Here is a 25,081-nt window from a genome sequence, read left to right as displayed (position 1 = left end):
AAATTAGGTGAAAAGAATTCGGGTGTAACCTGATTTTGAATATCGAGGAGGAAAAAACGGGAATGTTTGCGCGAGATATCGGAATTGACCTAGGTACGGCTAACGTATTAATTCATGTTAAAGGTAAGGGTATTGTATTAAATGAGCCATCTGTTGTGGCAATTGATCGTAATAGTGGTAAAGTATTAGCAGTAGGTGAAGAAGCGAGAAGCATGGTGGGACGTACGCCTGGTAATATTGTAGCAATTCGTCCACTTAAAGATGGTGTAATCGCAGACTTCGAAATTACAGAAGCAATGTTAAAGTATTTCATTAACAAATTGGACGTAAAGAGCTTCTTTTCAAAACCGCGTATTTTAATTTGTTGTCCAACAAATATTACATCAGTAGAACAAAAAGCAATTCGTGAAGCTGCTGAACGTTCAGGTGGTAAAACAGTATTTTTAGAAGAAGAACCAAAAGTAGCCGCAGTTGGTGCTGGTATGGAAATCTTCCAACCAAGCGGTAACATGGTTGTTGATATTGGTGGAGGTACAACAGATATCGCTGTACTATCTATGGGTGATATTGTTACCTCTTCCTCTATCAAAATGGCTGGCGATAAGTTTGATATGGAGATCTTAAACTATATTAAACGTAAGTATAAGCTATTAATCGGAGAACGTACTTCAGAAGATATTAAAATTAAAGTTGGTACAGTATTCCCAGGTGCACGTAGCGAAGAGCTTGAAATTCGCGGACGTGACATGGTAACAGGCTTACCACGTACAATTACAGTATGCTCTGAAGAAATTACAGAAGCATTAAAAGAAAATGCAGCTGTTATTGTACAAGCTGCAAAAGGCGTATTAGAGCGCACACCACCAGAACTATCTGCAGATATCATCGACCGCGGTGTTATTCTAACAGGCGGTGGAGCTTTACTACACGGTATCGACATGCTTCTAGCAGAAGAACTAAAAGTACCAGTATTAATTGCTGAAAACCCAATGCACTGCGTTGCGGTTGGTACAGGTATTATGTTAGAGAATATCGACAGATTACCAAAGCGTGCTTTGAGATGATTTGAAAGAACTAAGGCTAATGCCTTAGTTCTTTTTTCGTTTTTATATTTTTTTATTTTGTTTTTTTGCGAAAATGGAAGGAAAATAGAGAAATATGAAGGAAACAGGTAAAATATTCATATATATGGTTAAATTTAATATTTCCTTAATTGAAAACGTTTATAATATAATGAGTCGAATACGACATTAAGGCAAATAATGTTTCAATACATATTGCCTTTCCCTAATTTGGGCATACACTCTTTTCCACCTCCGTGTCAGTTGCAAAAATGTGCAACTATTTTAATGGAATAGAGTGTGTGCATTTTTTTTAGGAAGTTGTGCTAAATATAAAATGTTACTTTGTAATGACAAACAATAAACAAAATGGGATAATAGCAATATGTCCAAGTGGTAAGACCAATATTACAAAAGGGGCGATTGTTACATGCTAAATATAGAACAAATTAAAGAAATCATTCCTCACCGCTATCCATTTTTACTTGTTGATAAAATATTAGAAGTAGATGAAGGAAAAAGAGCGGTTGGGATTAAAAATGTATCCGCAAACGAAGAATTCTTTAACGGACACTTCCCTGACTATGCAGTTATGCCTGGTGTACTTATTGTAGAAGCATTAGCACAAGTCGGAGCAGTTGCAGTATTAAAGAAAGAAGAAAACCGCGGGAGACTTGCTTTCTTTGCAGGTATCGACAATTGCCGTTTCAAAAAACAAGTACGCCCAGGTGATCAGCTTCGTCTAGAAGTAGAAATGACACGCGTACGCGGCCCGATTGGAAAAGGAAAAGCAATCGCAACAGTAGATGGTGAAGTTGCATGTGAGGCAGAAATTACATTTGCGATTGGTGATAAAAAAGAATAGATAGTACTAAAAAAATCTCCTTGTGAAAAGACAAGGGGATTTTTTAATTTCTGTTATATAACGATGAAACGATAATGTACAAACTAATCAGAAAATTACTTGTAAATAGATGGTAATTACCATATACTTACTTTATTATTTATCTAGAAAACAGGATAAGTGATAAAGGTAATAAAGAAATAAGGGCATTGTCATATTGTTAAGGTACTTAAGTAAGACAAATTAGAATGTTATTGATTATGATGAGATATGGGGAAATCAGCAAAAATATTAATTAGACGTATGAAATCGAGCATAAGAGAGAGAAAAGGGAAATGTCGCATTTCACAAAAGGAGATTATGAATATGTTCGGGAGAAAGAAAAGAAAACCATTACGACAATTAATTACACATAAAGAGCCTAAATCGCGTATTACAGAACAATACCGTAACATTCGTACAAACATTGAGTTTACATCTGTAGATAATCATGTTCGTTCTATTATTGTTACTTCAGCCGATCCAGGTGATGGGAAAACAACGACAATCTCAAACTTAGCAGTTGTTTTCGGACAGCAAGGAAAGAAAGTTTTATTAATTGGAGCTGACTTGCGTAAGCCGACGATACAAAACTTATTTGCCATTCATAGTTCAAATGGATTAACAAACTTATTATCAGGACAAGCGAAACTTATGCAATGCATTCAAAAAACAGATATAGAGAACGTATACTTAATGGCAGCAGGTCCAATCCCGCCAAACCCAGCAGAACTATTAGGAAGCCGGGTAATGGACGAGGCGTTGCTAGAAGCATATAACATGTTTGATATTATATTAATCGACACACCACCTGTCCTTGCTGTTACAGATGCACAAATACTAGCGAATAAATGTGATGGAATCGTACTCGTTGTACGAAGTGAAAAGACAGAAAAAGATAAAATCGTAAAAGCGAAACAAATATTAGATAAAGCATCAGGCAAACTACTAGGTGTTGTTTTGAACGATAAAAGAGAAGAAAAAGAGCAGTATGGTTATTACTAAAATATGAAAAAGCCAACAAAAATTTTTGTTGGCTTTTTTGTTTTCTGATAATTATTTATCAAGTTATACATTGTAAAAAGCATGATATGATAAAATTTTTGGGGAATCATTGGAATGTGTTGTCATATCTACGATTATTTTGTAAGATTAAACTTGTTTCTTGTGAACAAATATAGAACTGAATTATTAAAAATAAAAAATGTAAGATTTATATGTTATAATTTTTCCTATGTGTAAATTTTAGAAAGTTGGAGGAACTTATGGAAGAAACAATTAGTTTAAAAGAGTTATTTCATATCTTAAAAAAACGTTTAGCAATGATCCTCGTAATCGCCTTTGGTGCAGCTATTGTAAGTGCCATCATTAGCTTTTTCTTCATGACACCAATCTATCAATCTTCGACGCAAATTCTTGTTAACCAGAAGAAGCAAGAAGGTGCAGTGATTCAATATAACGAGGTACAAACCAATATTCAATTAACGAATACATATAAGGTTATTATTAAAAGCCCAGTTATATTAGAACAAGTAAAAGAAAAATTGGGCTTAAATATACCTGTACAAGAATTGAATAAAAGAATTGAAGTAACAAATGAAAAAGATTCGCAAGTTGTAACAGTAACTGCACAAGATAATGATCCGAAAGTAGCTCGTGATATTGCAAATACGATAGCGGAGATATTTAAAAGTGAAGTTGCAAAAATTATGAGTGTTGATAATGTAACTGTATTATCAAAAGCTGAAATTATGGAGAATCAATCACCAATAAAACCAGTTCCTATGCTAAATATTGCAATAGCTTTTATTGTTGGATTAATGGCAGCGTTTGGTTTGGTATTTTTGTTGGAATTTTTAGATAACACAGTGAAAAAAGAAGAAGATGTAGAGAACTTATTAGGTTTACCAGTGCTGGGCGTTGTAGCGCGTATGGATGAAGAAACGCAAATAAATAGGTCAGTACATACTTCATCATCAAGAAAAGTGAGGGGACAAACAATTGGCTCTTAATTTATTTAAAAAGAAAAAGAATCATCGTCAACGTCGTCAATTAATTGCTCATCAACAACCGAAATCACCAATTTCAGAACAATATCGTAATATTCGAACGAATATTGAATTTGCAGCTATTGATACGAATTTACATTCATTAATGGTCACGTCTGCAAACCCAAGTGAAGGGAAAACAACAACGACGGCGAATATGGCAGTTGTTTTTGCTCAACAAGGAAAAAAAGTATTATTAATTGATGCAGATATGCGTAAACCAGCAATGCATCAAATGTTCCAAGTAGATAACATTTTTGGACTCACGAACGTACTAACACATAGTGAACGTTTAGAAAAATGTGTGCAAACAACATTAGTTGATAATCTACACTTTTTAGCTTGTGGTCCAATACCACCAAACCCGGCTGAATTGTTAGGTTCAAAGTCAATGAAAGAACTTCTTGGACAAGCATACAGTATGTACGATCTAGTTATTTTTGATATGCCGCCAATTTTAGCTGTAACCGATGCGCAAATTATGGCAAATGTATGTGATGCTTCTATTCTTGTTGTTCGTAGTGAATCAACAGAGAAAGAAACAGCGGTAAAAGCAAAAGGATTATTGGAGTCTGCAAAAGGTAAATTGTTAGGTGTTGTTCTAAACGATCGTGAACGTGAAAACGGCTTATATTATTACTACGGTGCAAACTAATTTTAAAGTGAGATATGGTAGAAACATATCTCCTTTTTTCCCTTGAATATGAGCAATATCTCATATTCAAGGGAAAAAAGATCTTTATAGGAGAGAGGGAGGATGAAACAAATGATAGATTTACATTGTCACATTTTACCTGGTATCGATGACGGTGCACAGACAGTAACAGATAGTTTAGCAATGGCACAACAAGCCGTTTCAGAAGGAATACATACCATTGTTGCTACACCACACCATCAAAATGGAAAATATGTAAATGAACGTACCTCAATTATTCATCACGTAAAACAACTAAATGATGAACTACAACAACATAATATCCCACTTACTATTTTACCGGGGCAAGAGGTCAGGTTATATGGTGATTTATTAGAAGACTATGAGGCTGGTAAAATCGTTACTTTAAATGAAACAAATAAATACATATTTATTGAATTTCCATCAAATCACGTACCTCGTTATACCGAACAATTATTATATGAATTACGTGTAAAGGGAATGATTCCAATTATCGTTCATCCAGAACGTAATGCCGAGTTAATCGAGCGGCCAGATAAGTTATATAACCTTGTAAATAAAGGTGCATTAACACAAGTGACAGCAGGTAGTTTATTAGGGAAGTTCGGTAAAAAAATTAAAAAGTTTTCATTTCAACTTGTAGAACATAATTTAACACATATGGTCGCTTCAGATGCACATAACACAACTTCAAGAGGATTTCATTTAGCAGAAAGCTATGAATTAATTGAGAAAGAATTCGGAATGAATGTTATGAGTGATTTGAAAGAAAATCCGTACTTATTAATTAGCGGGAAGGCAATTTACAAAGAAGATCCAGAACAAATTCGACGCAAAAAATTGTTCGGTATTTTTTAAATAAGTAATGGGTGATGTCTCCTAACCTTTATCAATGGGGGCACTCGGTCGTGCTGTGGGTAGAAATTTTATTTCGTGCCTACCTTAGACGCTTGTCGTCGGGAGTATGGCGTGAGGTTGGGTTAGATGCCCATAATTTATTTGTAATAGAAACTCTACCTATGGGGTTATAACTATGACTCCATAGGTAGGGTTTTTGTTATTGCTACATGAAAATATAATAATTTATTTTTGGGGGTACTAGATTTGAAAAAAGTAAGAAAAGCAATTATTCCAGCTGCTGGACTGGGGACAAGATTTTTACCAGCAACGAAAGCGATGCCGAAAGAAATGTTACCAATCGTAGATAAACCGACTATTCAATACATAATAGAAGAAGCAATAGAATCAGGAATTGAAGATATTATTGTTGTAACAGGAAAAGGAAAACGTGCAATTGAAGATCATTTTGATCATTCCTTCGAACTAGAGCAAAGCCTTTTAGAAAAAGGGAAATATGAAATGCTTGAAAAGGTACAAGCTTCTTCAAAAATTAATATTCATTACATAAGACAAAAAGAGCCGAAAGGTTTAGGTCATGCAGTATGGTGTGCACGTAAGTTTATTGGAAATGAACCATTTGCAGTATTACTTGGTGATGATATTGTCCAAGCAGAAACGCCATGTCTACGTCAATTAATGGATCAATATGAAGGTACACAGTCGTCGGTTATTGGTGTACAAACAGTGCCTGAAAACGAAACACATCGTTACGGTATTATTGATCCGATTGAACAAAATGATCGCAGTTATCAAGTGCGTCAATTTGTGGAGAAGCCAGCTCAAGGAACAGCACCATCAAATTTAGCGATTATGGGACGTTACGTATTAACACCAGAAATCTTTATGTTCCTAGAGAATCAACAGACAGGTGCAGGCGGTGAAATTCAATTAACAGATGCGATTCAACGATTAAATGAAATTCAACGTGTGTTTGCTTATAATTTTGAGGGAACTCGTTATGATGTTGGAGAGAAATTTGGATTTATTAAGACAACGATTGAAATGGCACTTCAGCATGAAGAACTGAAAGAAGAATTGATGAAATATATGAATGAACTTGTACAAAAAGAAAAGGTACAAGCATAGGGGAGCAAGTCCTTTTACTATCAATAAGATGTCAATTATATAAAGAAGGGAACATGTATATTGAGTTATCGAAAACGGCTCTCATTATTAATTTTATTAGATTCATTTATAGTATTAACTGCCGTGTATTTAAGTTATTGGTTTATACATCCAAATGTATTAAGCAAAATTCCTACAACAGTAGTTATTAGTTCTATTACATTATTGTGTAGTCATCATATTTTTGCTGCTATTTATAAGCTTTATAACAAGGCGTGGGAATATGCAAGTATTGGGGAGCTAAAGCAAATATTTAAGGCGATTACGCTATCAATTTTAGTAACAGCAATTGTTCAACAAATTATAAATCATGATATTTATGTTCGGATTTTAGCAATCGCATGGATGCTACATTTATTATTAATCGGCGGTTCTCGCTTCGTATGGCGTATGTTCCGTGATACATATATTACAAAAGCTACTAATAAAAAACGAACATTAATTATCGGTGCTGGTTCAGCAGGAACGATGGTAGTGCGTCAATTACAACATAATAAAGAAGCAGATTTGTATCCGATTGCGTTTGTTGATGATGATAGAAATAAGCAAAAATTGGAGATTTATAATGTGCCGGTTGTTGGTACAACAAATCATATTCAAGAAATTGTAGAAGATAATAATATAGAACATATTATTATCGCAATCCCTTCATTAAATAGAGGGCAAATAAACGAGATTTTTGAGAAGTGTAGAAAAACGAAGGCGAAAACACAAATTGTACCGATGCTTGAAGATCTTTTAGATGGAAAACTCTCTGTTAATGAATTCCGTGATGTACAAGTGGAAGATTTATTAGGAAGAGAGCCAATAAAGCTAGATGATGCAGGAATTGGAGAGAAGATTACAGGTAAAACAATTTTAGTAACAGGTGCTGGTGGATCAATTGGATCAGAAATTTGTCGTCAGGTGATGAAATACAAACCAGCTAAAATTGTTCTTTTAGGGCATGGTGAAAACAGCATTTATAATATCGAAATGGAAATGAGAGTTACCTATAAAGATACAGTTGAAATTACAACAGAAATTGCTGATGTACAAGATCGACATAAGATTTTTGAAATAATGAAAAAGCATCAGCCATATATCGTATATCATGCTGCGGCACATAAGCATGTTCCTTTAATGGAACGTAACCCTGAAGAAGCTGTGAAAAATAATATCTTCGGAACAAAAAATGTTGCTGAAGCGGCAGATACATTTAAAGTGAATACATTTGTTATGGTTTCTACAGATAAAGCTGTAAATCCGACAAATGTAATGGGAGCTACAAAACGATTTGCAGAAATGATTGTGCAGCATATGGCATCTGTTAGTAATAGTACACGTTTTGTTGCAGTTAGATTTGGTAATGTTCTTGGAAGTAGGGGAAGTGTAATTCCTCTGTTTAAGAAACAAATTCAAAAAGGTGGACCTGTAACAGTTACTCATCCTGATATGATTCGTTATTTTATGACAATACCTGAGGCTTCTAGGTTAGTTATTCAGGCCGGTACTTTAGCAAGAGGTGGGGAATTATTTGTACTAGATATGGGGGATCCAGTTAAGATTTTAGATTTAGCTAAAAATTTAATTACCCTTTCAGGTTACTCTATTGAAGAAATTGGAATTGAATTTACTGGGTTAAGACCAGGGGAAAAAATGTATGAAGAGCTCCTAAACGAAGGAGAAATTCATCCTGAACAAATATTCCCTAAAATTCATATAGGGAAAGCTGTTTTAATAGATCAAGATATTTTAATGAAGTTTATGAATGATTTTGAAGGGATGAATAAAGGAGAAATAAGAGAACGATTATTAGATATTGCAAACAATAAAAATCAGATGCCCATTTGAACGTAAGAGCAAATAAATACGTATGCTACCAATTAATTAGTCTAAGTGTTTATTTTATATTTAAAGATAAAATTAAATATAGGGAGGAAAAATTAAATGACTAATAGAGAAAAAAGAAATATACCATTTTCTCCACCAGATATTACAGAAGGGGAGATTGAAGAAGTTGTAAAAGCGATGAAATCTGGTTGGATTACAACGGGACCTAGAACGAAGGAATTAGAAAAAAGAATAGCTGAATACATAGGGGTAAATAAGGCGGTATGTTTGAATTCAGCAACGGCAGCCATGGAATTAACACTTCGCATTTTAGGTGTTGGTCCTGGAGATGAGGTTATTACTTCCGCGTATACTTATACAGCATCTGCTTCTATTATAGATCATGTGGGCGCAAAAATTGTATTAGTTGATACAGCTCCTGATTCTTTCGAGCTGGATTATGAAAAACTTGCTGAGGCAATTACAGAGAAAACAAAGGTTATTATTCCTGTTGATATTGCTGGGAAAATGTGTGATTACGATGCTATATATGAAGTAGTGGAGAGTAAAAAAGAATTATTTAAACCTAATAATGATATTCAAAGGTTATTTAATAGAATAATTGTAATGACAGATGCAGCCCATGCATTTGGAGCAGAGAGAAACGGTATGAAATGTGGACAAGTTGCAGATTTTACTTGTTACTCTTTCCATGCAGTAAAGAATTTGACAACAGCTGAAGGCGGCGGAGTAGTTTGGCGTAATGATTCAGGATTGGATGATGAGTGGGTTTATAAGCAATTTATGTTATACAGCCTTCATGGTCAATCTAAAGATGCTTTGGCTAAAACTCAAAAGGGTGCATGGGAATATGATATTGTCTATCCTGCTTATAAATGTAATATGACAGATATTATGGCAGCCATTGGGTTAGTTCAATTAAATAGATATGAGAAACTTATGCAAAGACGTCGTGAAATTATTGAAATGTACGATAGATTATTACTACCACTTGGAATTCAAAGTTTACAACATTATGGAGAGGAATCTACTTCATCGGGACATCTTTACTTGGCACGAATACCTTGGATTGGTGAGGCTGAGAGAAATGAAATTATTGTGAAGATGGCTAATATGGGGATTGCTACTAATGTTCATTATAAGCCTTTACCAATGTTGACGGCTTATAAAAAACTTGGATTTGATATTGAAAATTATCCTAATGCCTTCAAAGTTTATAAAAATGAGATTACGCTCCCTTTACATACGTTACTAAGTGATACAGATGTAGAGTATATATGTAATTCTTTAAAAGAAATTTTGGACGGTATTTTAATATAATTCCGGTGAACTGAGTAGAGAAAGGATGAATAGCAAATTGATATTAAAGAAATGGGAAGATTTACCGGATGATATAAAAAGGGATGCTGTTAGAAAGTACTATAATATATTATATAAAAAAAGGTTTAGTCTGCTTTTTAAACGAATATTTGATATTATAGTTGCTATTTTTGCTATAGTAATACTTTTGCCTTTGTTAATTATTATAGGGATTGCTATTAAATTGGATTCTAGGGGACCTATTCTGTTTAGACAAGTTAGAGTTACACAGTATGGGAGAAAATTTAAGATACTCAAATTTCGAACAATGGTTCAAAATGCTGAGAAAATCGGTGCACAAGTAACTACTAAAAATGATAATAGGATAACGAGGATTGGTTTTATACTAAGAAAGTATAGATTCGATGAATTTCCACAATTATTTAATATCCTAGCGGGGGATATGAGTTTTGTCGGAACAAGGCCAGAAGTAGTCAAATATGTAGAAAGATACGATAGTGAAATGATGGCTACACTTTTATTGCCAGCTGGTATAACTTCAGAAGCTAGTATTCAATTTAAGGATGAAGAAAAGCTTTTGGTTAAAGCAACCGATGCTGATTTTACGTATATTAACAAAGTTCTACCAGAGAAAATGAAATATAATTTAAACAGTATTAAAAAATTTAGTTTTACTGGAGAAATAAAAACTATGATTAAAACTTTAAAAGCTGTTTTTAAGAAAGATTAGAAATATTGATGGTGTTATGGTGGTATTAATAAAAGGAACTCATAAAATAAAAAGATAACTATTTAATTTTAGTTATCTTTTTATTTTACGTAATAAATATTTTAGGAGCGGGATCATGAATTATAGTGTATTAATGACTGTTTATAAAAATGATAATCCAAGTTATTTGAAAAAGAGTATGTTAAGTATATTAAATCAAAGTATTTTAACTAACGACTTTATTGTCGTGAAAGATGGACCAATTACTGAGGAATTACAAAATGTTATAGATTTAATGGACGAAGAGTTCCCATCAGTAATTAAACAAGTTGATTTGAAGGTAAATGTTGGTTTAGGATTAGCGCTAAATGAGGGGCTTAAAGTGTGTAAAAATGATATTGTAGCTAGAATGGATGCCGATGATATATCCCTTAGTACACGCTGTGAATTGCAATTGAAGGAATTTAAAAAGGATATAGATCTAGATATCGTTGGATGTGATGTAGATGAATTTGTGGGAAATGAAGATAATATAATTTGTACAAGATCAGTTCCTGGAACTAATGAAGATATATATCGCTATGCTAAACAAAGGGACCCATTTAATCATCCAACTGTGATGTATAAAAAAAAGAAAATATTAGATTTGGGTGGATATAAGGATTTAAGGAAGAATCAAGATACAGATTTATGGCTAAGAATGTTAATGAATGGATGTAAGGGTAAAAATATTAATCACTCTTTATTACTATTTAGGTTTGAAGATGAAACTTATAAAAGAAGAAAGAATTGGCTTAATACTAAGTCATTAATTAATATTCGTTATCATGCTTTCAGAGAAGGGTTTTCGAGTTTTGGTGATTTTTCAAAAATTTGTATTATGCAGATTTTAATCTATATTATGCCAATTACATTTCAAAGATGGATTTATCAAAACTTTTTGAGAACTTCCAAAAAATAAAATGCTTAGATGCTATTGTCTATAAGAGGATTGGTGGTTAAAGAATTAGGATGATAGAACTATTAAGTAAAGTTATAAAAAAGATATATATATTTATATACAAGTTAATCAATTATAAATTGTATAAGCAAGGAGCAATTTTATATGGAATTCCTAAATTGATTAAGAGAGAAAAGATAAAAATAGAAAAAAAAGTGAGAATAAATGAGAATATTTTTATGCATGGGGCTGGAGGAATTATATTAAAAGAGAATGTTACTTTATCCTATGGTGTTACAATACTTTCAACAGGCTATGATACTAATAATTGGGCTGAAAACAAGATTAGAAAAGTCCATAAAGACCAAAAAGTAATCATTGGAGAGAATGTTTGGTTATGTGCAAATGTAACTGTCCTTCCGGGGGTAAATATTGCAGATGATATAATTGTTGCAGCTGGTTCAGTTGTTACAGATAGTTTGTTAGAGTCTGGGTATATGTATGGTGGAATTCCAGCTAAAAAAATTAAAAAGATTATATAAAGGGTGAGAAAGCATGAAAGTACTTCATATAACAGCGACCCATCTAAATAAGTACGGTGGAATTCCAGTTGTTTTAGAAAAGTTAGTAAAACATCAAAATGAAATTATAGGTACCAAATCCCTAGTTCTTTCGGTGAAAAATGAAGTGGCACAATTGAAATCAAACTTCTTTCATTTTAGAAGTGATTATAATGAAATAGAAGAATTTATAAAAGATTACAATCCAGATGTTACCGTTTTTCACGGTTTGTATTTTATAGAGTATGTTAAAGTTATGAAAATTCTCAGCTCACATAAGTATAGATATTTTATACAGCCACATAGCTCGTTTATGAAAACAGCTCAAGAGAAAGGGAAAATCAAAAAATATATTGCTAATAATACCTTATTTAAAGGGCTAATAAAAAATGCACATGGTTATATATTTTTAAATCAAGCAGAAATGGACAAATCGATATATAGAACTGAGAATGATCTTATTATTCCTAATGGTATAGATGCTAATTATAGGGAATTAGAAAAAAGTCAGGAAGAAAAGTTGAAAATATTCTTTATTGGTAGAATGGACATTAATCATAAAGGTCTAGACTTACTATTTCAGGAATTAAAAAAACTTGATGGTGTAAAAAGGGACTTTTCAATTTATTTTTATGGTGTAGGATCTCAAAAAGAAATTGAAGCCGTCAATAACTATATTCGACAATTTGAAACTTTAGAACTTGAATATAAGGGACCTGTGTATGGTAAAGAGAAAGAGGGTGTGTTTGAAGAATCTAATATAATGATATTAACCTCTAGATATGAAGGTTTCCCCATTACGGTATTAGAAGCTCTTTCTTATGGTAATCCTTGTATAGTAACAAATGGAACAAATGTTAAAAAAATGATTGAAGAAAATAACATAGGCTGGGGAACAGAATATGATGAAATATCTGAAACTATTTTAAAGGCTATTGAAGATTATAAAAATAATCCCGCTTCATATGTGAAAAATACTAGAGATTTTGTAAAGGAAAACTATAGCTGGTCAGAAATATCTAAACTGTCTATTGAATTATTGTCTAATAGTTAGATAAAAATATTTAATAATCCTCAGTGACAATAATACATGAATATTCTAGAGATATAATAAAATGTTAATTTATTATTATAAAAGAAAGTCATATATTTAATATAGGAGAAAAATAGTTATGAAAGTTCTTATACTAGGTTTTTTAAGGTCTAATGACGGTGTAAAATCGTTTGGTGGTGCAGAAAAGTCAATGATTATGCTAGCAAATTCCTTTTCTGAATTTGGACATGATGTGCATTTAGTATCACTTTTAGGTAATCATGTAGCTTATCCAATTGATAAAGGGGTTAAATATCATTATTTCCCTGATTTTAAAGGAAATAAAATTTTGACACATATTAAAGTTATGAAAAATACATTAAGTGTTATCAAAAAATATAGTCCAGATGTAATAATTTCTTTCTGGTTACATCCAGTTTTTTATGGTTACAAGTTTGCTAATAGTAAAGGGATAAAATTTATCTATTCAGAAAGAAATGATCCAAATCTTGAATATGGCTCTACTTTAAAAAAAATAAGAGATTTTGTTTTTCCAAAATTAGATGGATTCGTATTTCAATCGGGAGGAGCAAAAGCGTACTTCTCAGAAGATATACAGAAAAAATCCAAGGTAATTCACAATCCTTTATATATTAGTTATGATGCATATCCATTTAAAGAAGAGCGTGATAATAGAATTGTTAGCATTGGGAGGCTTAGTAGTCAAAAAAATCATGCCTTATTAATCAACGCTTTCTCCAAAATAGCAATGGAATTTCCTAATTATAATTTAGAAATATATGGAGAAGGTTCTTTAGAATCAAATTTGAGATTATTAATAAAAGAAAAAAATTTGGAAAATAGAATTAAGCTTATGGGAACTACAGAAAAAATAATGGATGAAATATATGGAGCAGCATTATTTGTACTGCCTTCTATTTATGAGGGGATGCCCAATGCATTAATGGAGGCAATGGCTTTAGGGATACCATGTATATCAGCAGACTGTACCCCAGGAGGGCCTAGAGAATTAATTAAACATGGGGAAAACGGGCTCCTTTTTAAAGTGGAAGATGTCGAAGATTTAGTAAATCAAATGAGACTAGTTTTAAACAATCAAGTGAGTGCAACAAGTATTGCTAAAAATGCAAAAAATATTTGTCTCACTAATTCCGCAGATAAAGTTTTTAAATCCTGGGATGATTATATGCAGATGGTAGCGAAACAATGAGAAATTCTGCGGTAAAAATTATTTTAGGAGGTTTTATTTGAAAACCTTGTTAATTAAAGTGAAAAGTTTTGTAATTCTACTATAGAAGAATGTGTCAGTAGAAATTAATTTTAATATGATAAGTAAATGAAAAATTATTGTATTTTGACATGGATTTGAAGGATTGAGTACAAATGAAACGGATTAATAAAATGTCAGGTAGGTTAAAATGATAAATAAATTAATTTACAGTAATGGAAAACAGAGAATATATGGTTTGGAATTTATTTTAATTATTATCTTTTTGATTACCGTATTTGCCGATATGTCAGAAGAAGGTATTTATTATAGTAAATTCTTAATTATAATGATGATATCGTTGGTTTATTTTGTTAAGAATAAAAGTATAAGTTTTGAGAAAAATATATATATTTTTTATTTATTTTTAATCCTGGCAGGAGCTTCAGGTTTATATGGTTTTAGGAATGATGTGACTATAGGGAATTTACTGACATTAACATGTTGTTTAATGTTAGTAATTGTTTTGCCACTTATTTTAAGTACTAAAGAAAGATTATACATATTTATGAGTTGGTTTATTATTTTTGGTTTGATTCTAAGTGTATATGTTATTTCTTTAACTGATTACAATAGGTTGTTAGAGGGGAGATACTATGCTTCTGAAGTATTAGAAGAGAGTATTGGAAATCGGAATGCAGTAGCATTATTAATAGGATTGGCATTTAATTTTGGGGTTTATAAGGTTTTTTATCAGCGTAATTATAAACATTTAATATTTGCGTTAGTGATGTTAACAGCAGTTCTATTAACAGGATCAAGAAAGGGTTTGTTAATATGCTTCATTCCTATGTTTATTAATATATTTTTAATGGGGATGAAATCTAATTTAAAGAAAAATATACAGTATTTTTTTGTGTCACTAATTTTAGCCACCCTATTATCAGTATTGTTTTATAATATTTTATTTAAAATTGATATTTTATATGAAAATATTGGATGGAGATTTGAAAGTATGTATCAAGAAATCTTTTTACATGAGTCAAGTAATGAAGGTTCCTATCATACTAGAAAAAATATGATTCAATATGGAATGGATTATTTTAAAGAAAGACCACTATTAGGGCATGGTATAGAAAATTTTAGATATTTATATGCTCAAGAAGTAGGAAAGGAAACATACTCTCATAATAATTATATAGAGTTATTAGTTAATAATGGAATCGTAGGTTTATTATTATATTATTCATTTTATATAAGTGTTATTTTAAAAGCTAACGATAGAAGAAGAAAGTCGAAAAGTTTAGAGGAAAAAAGATATTATTTATTTTGTATTTCGTTATTAATATGTATGTTTATAATTGATTGGGGATTAGTTAGTTATAAATGGTATCCAAATTACATATTGTTGGCTCTAGCTTTAAAGCCAAATTGGAAAAATGAAGCGGATGTCTCACTATTAAAATAAAAGATTAAACGGAGGGATAATCTTAGTAATATAAGGAGTTGAAAAAATGGTTAATTATAAAAGCATATATAAGACGATAAAAAATCCATATAAATTAGCCTCTTATTTAGGGGAAAGAGGAATGTTAAAAAGTATCCCAGATGAGATTTATTTAAAATGGATTTATCGAGCAAGAATGGATAAAAATTTGGATATGGAGAATCCAATTACTTTCAATGAAAAACTTCAATGGCTAAAATTATATGATCGAAACCCTTTATATACTCAATTAGTAGATAAGTATGAGGTGAGAAAATATATTTCTAATATTATCGGAGAAAGATACTTAATTCCATTACTAGGAGTATATGAGAAATTTAGTGATATAGATTTTGATAAATTACCTAGGCAATTTGTTCTAAAGTGTACTCATGATTCTGGTGGGCTGGTAGTATGCAAAGATAAAAATGCATTGGATATGGAAAGCACAGAAAGGAAGATTAATAGAAGTTTAAAAAGAAATTATTATTATCTGCAAAGGGAATGGCCATATAAAAACGTAAAACCTAGAATTATATGTGAAAAATATATGTTAGATGAATCTAATGAAGAATTAAAGGATTATAAATTTTTATGTTTTAATGGGAAGGTGCAATGTTCTTTTGTTTGCTTAAATAGAGGTACAAAAGAAGGGCTAAACGTTGATTTTTATGATTTAAACTGGAATCCAATGCCTTTTACCAGACAATATCCAAATAGCGGTCAGAAAATCAATAAACCTAAAAACTATGATCAAATGATTGAATTCGCAGAGCTATTATCAAAAGATTTTCCGTTTGTTAGAGTAGATTTTTATGAGGTTAATGGTAATCTATATTTTGGGGAATTGACATTTTACCCAGGGTCTGGATTAGAGAAGTTTTCACCGGAGAAATATGATGAAATTTTTGGGGATTGGATGCAACTACCTAAAGAGAAGTTAATAAGATAAAAGTAATAATAAAAGAAAGGGAGCACGGAAATGAGCATAATAATTGGTGGAGATTTAGTACCAACTCAGTCCAATCAAAAATTATTTTCTGAAGGTAATATTTCCAATTTATTTGGTGAGGAAATAATCTCGATTTTGAATGAGGCGGATTATCGGATTTTTAATTTAGAAGTCCCTCTAGCAGATAAAGAAACTCCAATTGAAAAATGTGGCCCTAATTTGATTGCACCAACTTCTACAGTAAAAGGACTAAAGGCGCTTAATCCGACTGTATTAACTTTGGCTAATAATCATATTCTAGATCAGGGAGAACAAGGGCTAAAATCTACTGAGAAAACTTTAATTGAAAATGACATTAATTTTATAGGAGCCGGAGAAAATCTTTCTAAGGCACATGAAGCCTATATTATTGAACAAGATGGGATGAAGATAGGAATTTATGCATGTGCAGAGAATGAATTTACTATCGCAACTGATACAACAGCTGGGGCTAATCCATTCGATCCTTTTGAAAGTTTAGATCATATACAAAATCTTAAGAGAAGTTGTGATTATGTTATTGTTCTATATCATGGTGGTAAAGAGCATTATCGTTATCCTTCTCCTTATTTACAAAAAGTTTGTAGGAAAATAGTTGAAAAGGGGGCGGACTTAGTTGTTTGTCAACATAGTCATTGTATAGGCTCCTTTGAAGAACATGCTGGTTCAACAATTATTTATGGACAAGGAAATTTCTTGTTTGATTATGCTGATAATGAATTTTGGCAAACAAGCTTGTTAATTAAAATTAATAAGGGATTTCAGTTAGAGTACATTCCAATAGTTAAATGTGATAATGGAGTAAGAATGGCTAGTAAGGAAATCTCGTTAGAAATATTAAAAGAGTTTCATCAGCGTTCAAAAGATATACTAAATACTGAGTTTGTTGAAGAAACCTATCAAAAGTTTGCGCAAAAAAATAGGATGACATATCTAAGAAGCTTCTCTGGATTAGGTAAGTGGACGTTACGGATAGACCGGATATTATTAAATAGCTTTCTAATAAACAGGTTATATACCAAAAAGCGTTTATTGGCCCTCCAGAATTTTATTGAATGTGAAGCACATAGAGAATTAGTACTTGCAGGTTTAAAATTGAATGAGCAGAAATTGAATGGGAAATAAGAGGTAGTAAATTTGGATAATTTTATTTTAAAGAAAAAGATAATAAATGCCACCAAGTGGTCTTCTATTACTGAATTAGCAGCAAAAATTATTAGTCCAATTACTTATATGATTTTAGCTAGGATTCTTGCTCCGGAAGCTTTTGGAGTAGTAGCTACGATAGCAATGATAATCAGCTTTGCTGAAATGTTTACTGATGCTGGTTTCCAAAAATACTTAGTACAACGTGAATTTAAAGATGATATAGAAAAATATAAAAGTGCCAATGTTGCCTTCTGGACAAATCTTGGAATATCTATTTTATTTTTAATAGGAATAATCGTGTTTAGTGATGTTATTGCAGATTTAGTTGGGAATCCGGGAATGGGACATGTAATAATAATAGCTTCTATGCAGCTTCCCTTATCTGCATTTTCAAGTATACAAATGGCATTATATAGAAGGGATTTTGAATTTAAAATTCTATTTTTAGTAAGAATGACTACGATTTTTATTCCAATCATTGTAACAATCCCTCTCGCTTTATTTGGGTTTGATTATTGGTCGTTAATTATTGGAACGATTTGTGGAAGTTTAGCGAATGTAGTTATTTTGAATATTAAATCTAAGTGGAAACCTAAATGGTTTTATAACTTAAAAATCTTAAAACAAATGTTATCATTTAGTGTTTGGTCATTAGTAGAAGCTATTGCTATTTGGTTAACAACCTGGATTGATGCGTTTATTATAGGAACGGTATTAAATGATTATTATTTAGGCCTATATAAAACATCAACTACAATGGTTAATTCTTTATTGGCATTAATTACTGCGGCCACCACACCGATATTGTTTTCTGCATTATCTCGTTTGCAAAATGATAACTCGCAATTTAATAAAACATTTTTTAATATTCAAAGATGTGTAGCAGTTTTAGTATTTCCGTTGGGAATAGGTATATATCTATATGATGATGTTGTAGTTCAGATATTATTTGGTGGTAAATGGAATGAGGCTACTAAAATAGTTGGGATTTGGGCATTAACTAGTGTAATAACTATCATTTTTGGTCATTATTGTAGTGAAGTATATCGTGCTAAAGGTCGTCCTAAATTATCACTAATTGTGCAATTGTTACATCTAATTGTCTTAATTCCTGTTTGTATAATTAGTGTCAAATATAGTTTTTGGAGTTTTATTTATGCAAGATCGTGGATTCGGATGGAATTAATTTTAGTCCATTTATGTATGATGAAATTTATAGTCGGATTTCCTGTTGGAAAAATGTTGAGCAATGTTTTTCCTTCTTTAATGGCAGCAAGCTTAATGGGGGCTTTAGGCTATTTTTTGAGACAATTAAATGAAGGATTAATTTGGAATTTTGTTTCGATTTTATTATGTATTATTTTTTATTTTGTGTTCTTATCTTTATTCCCTAATATTAGAAGAGATGCCGTAGGCATATTGAGAGGATTAAAATCGCGTATTCGCTAAAATGAGAGATTTATATTTAGAAATAACTGTCAGATAGTAGTGCTATAATCTTAGAGTTATTACCCTAAAACAGGGGTATTGTTATTTCATATGAGTATCCAGAATTCTTAATGATATATTATTACAGGCGAGAGAACTAATGGTTTAATAATAAATATAAAAAGGAAGTTTTTTTATGACTAATGATTCAAAGAGTAATATTGTAAATAATCGGAAATTGAAAATTTCAGTTGCAGGAACTGGCTATGTAGGATTAGTAGCTGGTGTGTGTTTTGCAGAAGTTGGACACCAAGTTACTTGTGTTGATATTGATGAAAAGAAAGTAAATCTAATGAAATCTGGTGTTTCACCAATTTATGAGGCGGATTTGGAGGAATTAATGCAAAAAAATTACGCCGCTGGAAGAATTGATTATACAACAGATTACAAATCGGCATATAGAGACGCAGATGCAATTTTTATTGGTGTAGGAACTCCAGAACAAGCAGACGGTTCTGCAAATCTTTCATACATTGCAACTGTGGCGAAACAAATTGCTGAAAGTGTAGAAAAAGATTGCCTTGTTGTTGTGAAATCAACTGTTCCAATTGGAACAAATGATAAAGTTGAGCAGTTTATTCAAGACTTTTTAGTTCATGATGTGAAAGTAGAAGTAGCATCGAATCCAGAGTTTTTAGCGCAAGGTTCTGCTGTTCACGATACGTTATATGCAGAAAGGATTGTTATTGGTACAGAAAGTAAGTGGGCTGAGGAAGTATTAATGAACCTTTATAAACCATTCCATTTGCCAATTGTTTCTGTTAATAGAAGATCAGCTGAAATGATTAAGTATGCTTCTAATGATTTCTTAGCTCTTAAAATTTCTTATATGAATGATATTGCAAATCTTTGTGAATTAGTTGGAGCAGATATTCAAGATGTTGCAAAAGGTATGAGCTTTGATGAGCGTATTGGTAGTAAGTTTTTAAACGCAGGTATCGGTTTTGGTGGATCATGTTTCCCTAAAGATACAAAAGCGTTAGAATATTTAGCAAGACAAAATGGTTATGAGTTAAGAACAGTAAAAGCTGCAATCGATGTGAATAAAGATCAAAAGACTTTGTTATACAAAAAGGCAAGTCAAAGGTTAATTACCTTCAATGGACTTAAAGTGGCTGTACTAGGATTGACGTTTAAGCCTGGTACAGATGATTTAAGAGAAGCGGCCTCTCTTGAAAATATTCCGCTATTGTTGGAACAAGGAGCAGATATTTACGCGTTTGACCCGGTAGGTGCGAGTAACTTTGCTAAAGTGTATCCAGAGGGGAAAAATAAGAACGGAAATATCACATATGTTACGGATATTGAAAAGGCTTTAGAAGGTGCAAATGTGTGCTTCATTTTCACAGAATGGGGAGAAGTGAAGGCATTAACTCCAGAAATGTATAAAAAATTAATGAGAACACCTTTAATTTATGATGGAAGAAATATTTATGATGTTCAAGTAATGCAAGAAGTGGGTATAGAGTATCATTCTATTGGTAGAAAATCAACAAGTAGAGACCGTATGAAGGAGTTGGATAGCGTTGAATTACAAACCTCTAGATAATAGTAAAATATACTTTGTTACGGGAGTGGCTGGTTTTGTAGGATACTTCTTATCTAAAAAATTATTAGAACAAGGTTGCAAAGTAATAGGTATTGATAATATAAATGATTATTATGATGTGAATCTTAAACATGCTCGTCTAGAGCAACTTAAGCCATATGAGAACTTCACCTTTATGAAAGGTGATATTTCCGATAAGGATATGATTATCAAGCTCTTTGAGGAGTACAAGCCAAATATTGTCGTGAATTTAGCCGCACAAGCAGGTGTAAGATATTCCATTGAAAATCCAGATGTATACATTCAAAGTAATATTATAGGCTTCTATAATATCCTAGAGGCTTGTAGACATTACCCAGTAGATCATCTTGTATATGCATCATCTAGTTCTGTTTACGGTGCTAATAAAAAGGTGCCATTTGAGGAAACAGATTTTGTAGACAACCCAGTATCACTATATGCATCTACTAAGAAATCAAATGAATTAATGGCACATACGTATAGTCACTTGTACAAAATTCCTGCTACTGGACTTCGCTTCTTTACGGTGTATGGCCCTATGGGACGTCCAGATATGGCTTATTTTGGATTTGCCGATAAGTATTTTGCTGGTGAGTCAATTAAGATTTTTAATAATGGAGATTTTGAAAACGACTTATATCGTGATTTTACCTATATAGATGATATTGTTGAAGGGATCCAACGCCTTTTAAATAATCCTCCTATAGAAGATGTAAAGCATAAGGTATTTAATATTGGTAATAATAATCCTGAAAAGTTGATGGTATTTATTAAAGCGTTAGAGAAAGCGTTAAGTAACTCCTTAGGAAGAGTGGTAGAGTTTAAAAAGGAGTTTGAACCTATTAAACCTGGGGATGTACCAGCTACTTATGCATCAACGGATTTATTGCAGAAAGCTGTTGAATTTAAACCTGAAACATCCATTGAAAAAGGTTTACAAGAATTTGCTAATTGGTATGTAGATTATTATAAAATTAAATAATTAAAAGCCTAGTGTGTAAAAGATGATATATTAGTTAGAGAATATTAATCATAGTATATTAGACTAAGTTAGTATTTGTATTATCTGAAAAATAGTTCGGAATAATGGAAAGAAGAGGTCTATAGCAATGAAAAAGAAAATCCTATTTTGGATATTAGGAATCATAGGAGTACTAATTATAGGTGGAGGGGTTTACGCTTATAATATATATTCTTCAGTTTCAAAAACATTAGATGAAGTTCATAAACCATTAAAACGCGATCAAGGTAATAAACAAGAAGAAAAAATCAATAAATCTGAACCTGTTTCAATTTTACTATTAGGTGCAGATGAGCGCGGTAAAGATAAAGGTCGTTCAGATTCATTAATGCTCATCACGTTAAATCCAAAAAATAATTCAATGAAAACAGTAAGTATCCCTCGTGATACATACACAGAGATCGTTGGAAAAGGAAAAAGTGATAAAATTAACCATGCCTATGCATTTGGTGGGGTAGACATGTCTGTAGCGACAGTGGAAAAATTCTTGAATGTTCCTATTAACTATTATATTGAAGTGAACATGGAAGGCTTTAAGGATATTGTAGATGCAGTCGGTGGCGTAGATGTTAATAATGATTTAGAATTTACACAAGATAATCATCATTTTGCTAAAGGAAATATTCATTTAACAGGTGATGAGGCACTATCATTTACACGTATGCGCTATGAAGACCCGCGAGGTGACTTCGGTCGTCAAATGCGTCAACGTCAAGTAATGCAGGCCGTTATTAAGAAAGGTGCAAGCTTCTCTTCTTTATCAAGCTATGGAGATGTACTTACAGCGATTCAAAAAAATGTGAAGACAAACTTAACGCAAGATCAAATGTTTGATATGCAAAAGAACTATAAAGATTGTCTGCAGAATAGTGAAGATATCCAAATCCCGGGTGACGGACACAAAGCTGCTGATGGTATTTGGTATTACTACGTTCCAGATGCAGCAAAACAAGATTTAACGAATAAGTTAAGAGCGCATCTTGAAGTGACCAAGTAGTATGTAATAACCCAACTCCTTTGGAAGGAGTTGGGTTTATTTTTGCATGGATTTATATTAGTATTATATATTGTGAGATTAATAGATGAGGTGAATCGATGAATAAGAAAGCAGTACTTGTCCTTGTTATTTTTGTATTGTTTGTTGCTTCGGTTGTGAGTGGTAAACTGTACTGGAATAAGAAGATTGCGAATGCAACTGGACAAACGAGTGAAGTAACGAAAACAAAGGTTGAAGTGAAAGATAGCGGAGCGAAGAAAGAAGAGAAAAAGGAAGAGAAAAAGCAAGATACGAAGTCATCTTTTAATGAAGCATATGCGAAGAATTTGCCAGATGCAGTGAAAGAGAAGTTAAAGAAAGCTGCTGAGGATAAAAAGGCAGTAAATCTTGTTATCGTTGGTGATGAAGCTTCTTCATCTGAAAAAGGTGCTTGGGCAGCTAAGTTAACAGCTAATTTAGAAACTGCTTACGGTAAAGGTTTATGGAATGTGACTGTAAAGGAATATAAGGGTGAAAGCACAGAAGAGTTAATCGCGAATAAGCGTGATAAAGAGATTGCGAAAGAGAATCCAGATGTGATTTTATTTGAGCCGCCATTTATTACTGATAATGGTAAAACTGGTAATGGTAACTCTGTAGTAAATACACAGAAGTTCGTTCAAGCACTTTCTACTAGTGCAAAAGGCGCTACCATTATGATTCAACCATCAAATCCAGTGTATGGTGCGAAAAATTATCCGAAATCGATTGAAGCATTAAAACAATTTGCAACGCAAAATAATTATACATATATTGATCATTGGGGAGCATGGCCGGATGCTTCAACGAAAGCAATTTTACCATACCTACAAGAAGAATTTGGTTTCCCAAGTGCAAAAGGACATGACGTTTGGGCGAAACATGTAACTGATTATTTTGTGGCTAAGTAATAAAGGAGAGATAAAAGGTGTACGAGTTATCGTATACCTTTTCCTTTTATAATTAAGATATTTGAAATAGTAGGAGGAAAACAATGAACTCAATCTTAATCTGCGGGGGAGCTGGCTATATCGGTTCTCACGCTGTGAAAAAATTAGTAGACGAAGGTTTATCGGTAGTAGTAGTAGATAACTTACAAACTGGTCATGAAGATGCAATTACGGAAGGCGCGAAGTTTTATAATGGCGACCTTCGTGATAAATCCTTTTTAAGGGATGTTTTTAAACAAGAAAATATTGAGGCAGTTATGCACTTTGCAGCAGATTCTTTAGTTGGAGTTAGTATGGAAAAGCCGCTTCAATATTATAATAACAATGTGTATGGTGCACTTTGTTTATTAGAGGTAATGGATGAGTTTAAGGTAGATAAGTTTATTTTCTCTTCTACTGCGGCGACGTATGGTGAGGTAGATGTAGATCTTATTACTGAGGAAACGATGACAAATCCAACGAATACGTATGGAGAGACGAAGTTAGCAATCGAGAAGATGCTTCATTGGTATAGCCAAGCTTCTAATTTACGTTATAAGATTTTCAGATACTTTAACGTGGCTGGTGCAACTCCAAATGGTATTATTGGGGAAGATCACCGTCCAGAGACGCATTTAATTCCTCTTGTGCTGCAAGTAGCTTTAGGTCAACGTGAGAAGATTATGATGTTTGGTGATGATTATAATACACCAGATGGTACTTGTATCCGTGATTATATTCATGTTGAAGATTTAGTAGCGGCTCATTTCTTAGGGCTTAAAGACTTGCAGAACGGCGGAGAGAGTGAGTTCTATAACTTAGGAAATGGTAATGGTTTCAGTGTAAAAGAAATCGTTGATGCAGTACGTGAGGTTACAAATCATGAAATTCCTGCTGAAGTAGCACCGCGCCGTGCAGGCGATCCAGCACGTTTAGTTGCCTCTTCTAAGAAAGCGAAAGAGAAGCTAGGATGGGATCCTAAGTATGTAAATGTTAAGACAATCATTGAACATGCTTGGAATTGGCATCAAAAGCAACCGAATGGATATGCTAAATAAATATAATAAGTGAAAGAGAGGGTATCGTCGACAAAATATGTTCGACAATACCCTCTCT

The 25,081-nt window shown here is 32.4% G+C and carries 23 protein-coding genes; all 23 read left to right on the top strand.

The features are described from left to right. The first annotated feature begins 62 nt into the window (after nt 1-62). The 23 genes from NST27_RS25810 (at nt 63) to galE (ending at nt 25,023) form a co-directional block, all read left to right on the top strand. Nucleotides 63-1,064, top strand: coding sequence for a rod shape-determining protein (locus NST27_RS25810; protein WP_000457978.1), 1,002 nt, complete (start codon nt 63-65; stop codon nt 1,062-1,064). Between the two features lie 427 nt (nt 1,065-1,491). Next, nucleotides 1,492-1,926, top strand: coding sequence for a 3-hydroxyacyl-ACP dehydratase FabZ (fabZ, locus tag NST27_RS25805; protein ID WP_000931959.1), 435 nt, complete (start codon nt 1,492-1,494; stop codon nt 1,924-1,926). Between the two features lie 345 nt (nt 1,927-2,271). Next, nucleotides 2,272-2,949: a CpsD/CapB family tyrosine-protein kinase gene (locus NST27_RS25800; protein WP_047387249.1), complete on the top strand. Its 678-nt coding sequence runs from the start codon at nt 2,272-2,274 to the stop codon at nt 2,947-2,949. Nucleotides 2,950-3,209: 260 nt separating this feature from the next. Then, the gene (locus NST27_RS25795; protein ID WP_000393152.1) at nt 3,210-3,956 is read left to right on the top strand and encodes a YveK family protein; all 747 of its coding nucleotides are present in this window, start codon (nt 3,210-3,212) and stop codon (nt 3,954-3,956) included. Next, nucleotides 3,946-4,647, top strand: a complete 702-nt coding sequence (locus tag NST27_RS25790) for a CpsD/CapB family tyrosine-protein kinase (protein ID WP_001207148.1) — start codon at nt 3,946-3,948, stop codon at nt 4,645-4,647. The genes NST27_RS25795 and NST27_RS25790 overlap by 11 nt, the downstream gene beginning before the upstream one ends. A gap of 111 nt (nt 4,648-4,758) precedes the next feature. After that, complete coding sequence (locus tag NST27_RS25785) at nt 4,759-5,526, top strand: tyrosine-protein phosphatase (RefSeq protein WP_001986993.1); 768 nt, start codon at nt 4,759-4,761, stop codon at nt 5,524-5,526. 246 nt (nt 5,527-5,772) lie between these two features. Then, the gene (gene galU / locus NST27_RS25780; RefSeq protein WP_000757793.1) at nt 5,773-6,654 is read left to right on the top strand and encodes a UTP--glucose-1-phosphate uridylyltransferase GalU; all 882 of its coding nucleotides are present in this window, start codon (nt 5,773-5,775) and stop codon (nt 6,652-6,654) included. A gap of 60 nt (nt 6,655-6,714) precedes the next feature. Continuing rightward, on the top strand, nt 6,715-8,526 hold the full coding sequence (locus NST27_RS25775; RefSeq protein ID WP_000122135.1) for a polysaccharide biosynthesis protein: 1,812 nt from the start codon (nt 6,715-6,717) through the stop codon (nt 8,524-8,526). A 96-nt stretch (nt 8,527-8,622) separates the two neighbouring features. Next, nucleotides 8,623-9,846 (top strand): DegT/DnrJ/EryC1/StrS family aminotransferase, encoded by a 1,224-nt coding sequence (locus NST27_RS25770; protein WP_000184725.1) that lies wholly within the window; start codon nt 8,623-8,625, stop codon nt 9,844-9,846. Nucleotides 9,847-9,871: 25 nt separating this feature from the next. After that, entirely contained in the window at nt 9,872-10,576 is a 705-nt protein-coding gene (locus NST27_RS25765; protein ID WP_001986911.1) for a sugar transferase, read from the top strand. A 115-nt stretch (nt 10,577-10,691) separates the two neighbouring features. After that, complete coding sequence (locus tag NST27_RS25760) at nt 10,692-11,516, top strand: glycosyltransferase (protein ID WP_001109949.1); 825 nt, start codon at nt 10,692-10,694, stop codon at nt 11,514-11,516. A 50-nt stretch (nt 11,517-11,566) separates the two neighbouring features. Beyond that, a complete protein-coding gene (locus NST27_RS25755; protein ID WP_000571564.1) occupies nt 11,567-12,037 on the top strand; it encodes an acyltransferase in 471 nt (156 codons plus the stop codon). A gap of 13 nt (nt 12,038-12,050) precedes the next feature. Beyond that, nucleotides 12,051-13,109: a glycosyltransferase family 4 protein gene (locus NST27_RS25750; RefSeq protein ID WP_047387242.1), complete on the top strand. Its 1,059-nt coding sequence runs from the start codon at nt 12,051-12,053 to the stop codon at nt 13,107-13,109. Nucleotides 13,110-13,227: 118 nt separating this feature from the next. Continuing rightward, nucleotides 13,228-14,319 carry a glycosyltransferase gene (locus tag NST27_RS25745; RefSeq protein WP_000866087.1) on the top strand — a complete coding sequence of 364 codons (1,092 nt, stop codon included), beginning with the start codon at nt 13,228-13,230 and terminating at the stop codon, nt 14,317-14,319. Between the two features lie 208 nt (nt 14,320-14,527). Beyond that, nucleotides 14,528-15,784: an O-antigen ligase family protein gene (locus NST27_RS25740; RefSeq protein ID WP_000608755.1), complete on the top strand. Its 1,257-nt coding sequence runs from the start codon at nt 14,528-14,530 to the stop codon at nt 15,782-15,784. Nucleotides 15,785-15,830: 46 nt separating this feature from the next. Further along, nucleotides 15,831-16,754: an ATP-grasp fold amidoligase family protein gene (locus NST27_RS25735; protein WP_000248742.1), complete on the top strand. Its 924-nt coding sequence runs from the start codon at nt 15,831-15,833 to the stop codon at nt 16,752-16,754. A 30-nt stretch (nt 16,755-16,784) separates the two neighbouring features. Continuing rightward, nucleotides 16,785-17,918 carry a CapA family protein gene (locus NST27_RS25730; protein ID WP_000022333.1) on the top strand — a complete coding sequence of 378 codons (1,134 nt, stop codon included), beginning with the start codon at nt 16,785-16,787 and terminating at the stop codon, nt 17,916-17,918. 12 nt (nt 17,919-17,930) lie between these two features. Next, nucleotides 17,931-19,391, top strand: coding sequence for a lipopolysaccharide biosynthesis protein (locus tag NST27_RS25725; RefSeq protein WP_000368426.1), 1,461 nt, complete (start codon nt 17,931-17,933; stop codon nt 19,389-19,391). Between the two features lie 175 nt (nt 19,392-19,566). Next, the gene (locus tag NST27_RS25720; RefSeq protein WP_000180399.1) at nt 19,567-20,979 is read left to right on the top strand and encodes a UDP-glucose dehydrogenase family protein; all 1,413 of its coding nucleotides are present in this window, start codon (nt 19,567-19,569) and stop codon (nt 20,977-20,979) included. Continuing rightward, nucleotides 20,957-21,982 (top strand): GDP-mannose 4,6-dehydratase, encoded by a 1,026-nt coding sequence (locus NST27_RS25715; protein ID WP_047387238.1) that lies wholly within the window; start codon nt 20,957-20,959, stop codon nt 21,980-21,982. Before NST27_RS25720 ends, NST27_RS25715 begins: the two co-directional genes overlap by 23 nt. Nucleotides 21,983-22,109: 127 nt before the next feature. Then, a complete protein-coding gene (tagU, locus tag NST27_RS25710; RefSeq protein WP_000727063.1) occupies nt 22,110-23,018 on the top strand; it encodes a polyisoprenyl-teichoic acid--peptidoglycan teichoic acid transferase TagU in 909 nt (302 codons plus the stop codon). 98 nt (nt 23,019-23,116) lie between these two features. Beyond that, on the top strand, nt 23,117-23,947 hold the full coding sequence (locus tag NST27_RS25705) for an SGNH/GDSL hydrolase family protein (protein WP_001034194.1): 831 nt from the start codon (nt 23,117-23,119) through the stop codon (nt 23,945-23,947). Between the two features lie 83 nt (nt 23,948-24,030). Then, nucleotides 24,031-25,023, top strand: a complete 993-nt coding sequence (gene galE / locus NST27_RS25700; RefSeq protein ID WP_001084659.1) for a UDP-glucose 4-epimerase GalE — start codon at nt 24,031-24,033, stop codon at nt 25,021-25,023. The last annotated feature ends 58 nt before the right edge of the window (nt 25,024-25,081 follow it).

It is taken from the genome of Bacillus sp. FSL W8-0770, from assembly GCF_038008705.1.
Classification (GTDB): Bacteria; Bacillota; Bacilli; order Bacillales; family Bacillaceae_G; genus Bacillus_A; species Bacillus_A cereus.
Note: the sequence above shows the minus strand (reverse complement) of the source record. Positions and strands in the feature narration are given on the sequence as shown.

What these genes read in the sequence shown, in the direction of transcription:
- NST27_RS25730 (WP_000022333.1), top strand. Translation starts at nt 16,785, where the DNA reads ATGAGCATAATAATTGGTGGAGATTTAGTACCAACTCAGTCCAATCAA.
- NST27_RS25755 (WP_000571564.1), top strand. Translation starts at nt 11,567, where the DNA reads ATGATAGAACTATTAAGTAAAGTTATAAAAAAGATATATATATTTATA.
- tagU (WP_000727063.1), top strand. Translation starts at nt 22,110, where the DNA reads ATGAAAAAGAAAATCCTATTTTGGATATTAGGAATCATAGGAGTACTA.
- NST27_RS25795 (WP_000393152.1), top strand. Translation starts at nt 3,210, where the DNA reads ATGGAAGAAACAATTAGTTTAAAAGAGTTATTTCATATCTTAAAAAAA.
- NST27_RS25720 (WP_000180399.1), top strand. Translation starts at nt 19,567, where the DNA reads ATGACTAATGATTCAAAGAGTAATATTGTAAATAATCGGAAATTGAAA.
- fabZ (WP_000931959.1), top strand. Translation starts at nt 1,492, where the DNA reads ATGCTAAATATAGAACAAATTAAAGAAATCATTCCTCACCGCTATCCA.
- NST27_RS25740 (WP_000608755.1), top strand. Translation starts at nt 14,528, where the DNA reads ATGATAAATAAATTAATTTACAGTAATGGAAAACAGAGAATATATGGT.
- NST27_RS25800 (WP_047387249.1), top strand. Translation starts at nt 2,272, where the DNA reads ATGTTCGGGAGAAAGAAAAGAAAACCATTACGACAATTAATTACACAT.
- NST27_RS25750 (WP_047387242.1), top strand. Translation starts at nt 12,051, where the DNA reads ATGAAAGTACTTCATATAACAGCGACCCATCTAAATAAGTACGGTGGA.
- NST27_RS25765 (WP_001986911.1), top strand. Translation starts at nt 9,872, where the DNA reads ATGAATAGCAAATTGATATTAAAGAAATGGGAAGATTTACCGGATGAT.
- NST27_RS25785 (WP_001986993.1), top strand. Translation starts at nt 4,759, where the DNA reads ATGATAGATTTACATTGTCACATTTTACCTGGTATCGATGACGGTGCA.
- NST27_RS25705 (WP_001034194.1), top strand. Translation starts at nt 23,117, where the DNA reads ATGAATAAGAAAGCAGTACTTGTCCTTGTTATTTTTGTATTGTTTGTT.
- NST27_RS25745 (WP_000866087.1), top strand. Translation starts at nt 13,228, where the DNA reads ATGAAAGTTCTTATACTAGGTTTTTTAAGGTCTAATGACGGTGTAAAA.
- NST27_RS25760 (WP_001109949.1), top strand. Translation starts at nt 10,692, where the DNA reads ATGAATTATAGTGTATTAATGACTGTTTATAAAAATGATAATCCAAGT.
- NST27_RS25735 (WP_000248742.1), top strand. Translation starts at nt 15,831, where the DNA reads ATGGTTAATTATAAAAGCATATATAAGACGATAAAAAATCCATATAAA.
- galE (WP_001084659.1), top strand. Translation starts at nt 24,031, where the DNA reads ATGAACTCAATCTTAATCTGCGGGGGAGCTGGCTATATCGGTTCTCAC.
- NST27_RS25810 (WP_000457978.1), top strand. Translation starts at nt 63, where the DNA reads ATGTTTGCGCGAGATATCGGAATTGACCTAGGTACGGCTAACGTATTA.
- NST27_RS25770 (WP_000184725.1), top strand. Translation starts at nt 8,623, where the DNA reads ATGACTAATAGAGAAAAAAGAAATATACCATTTTCTCCACCAGATATT.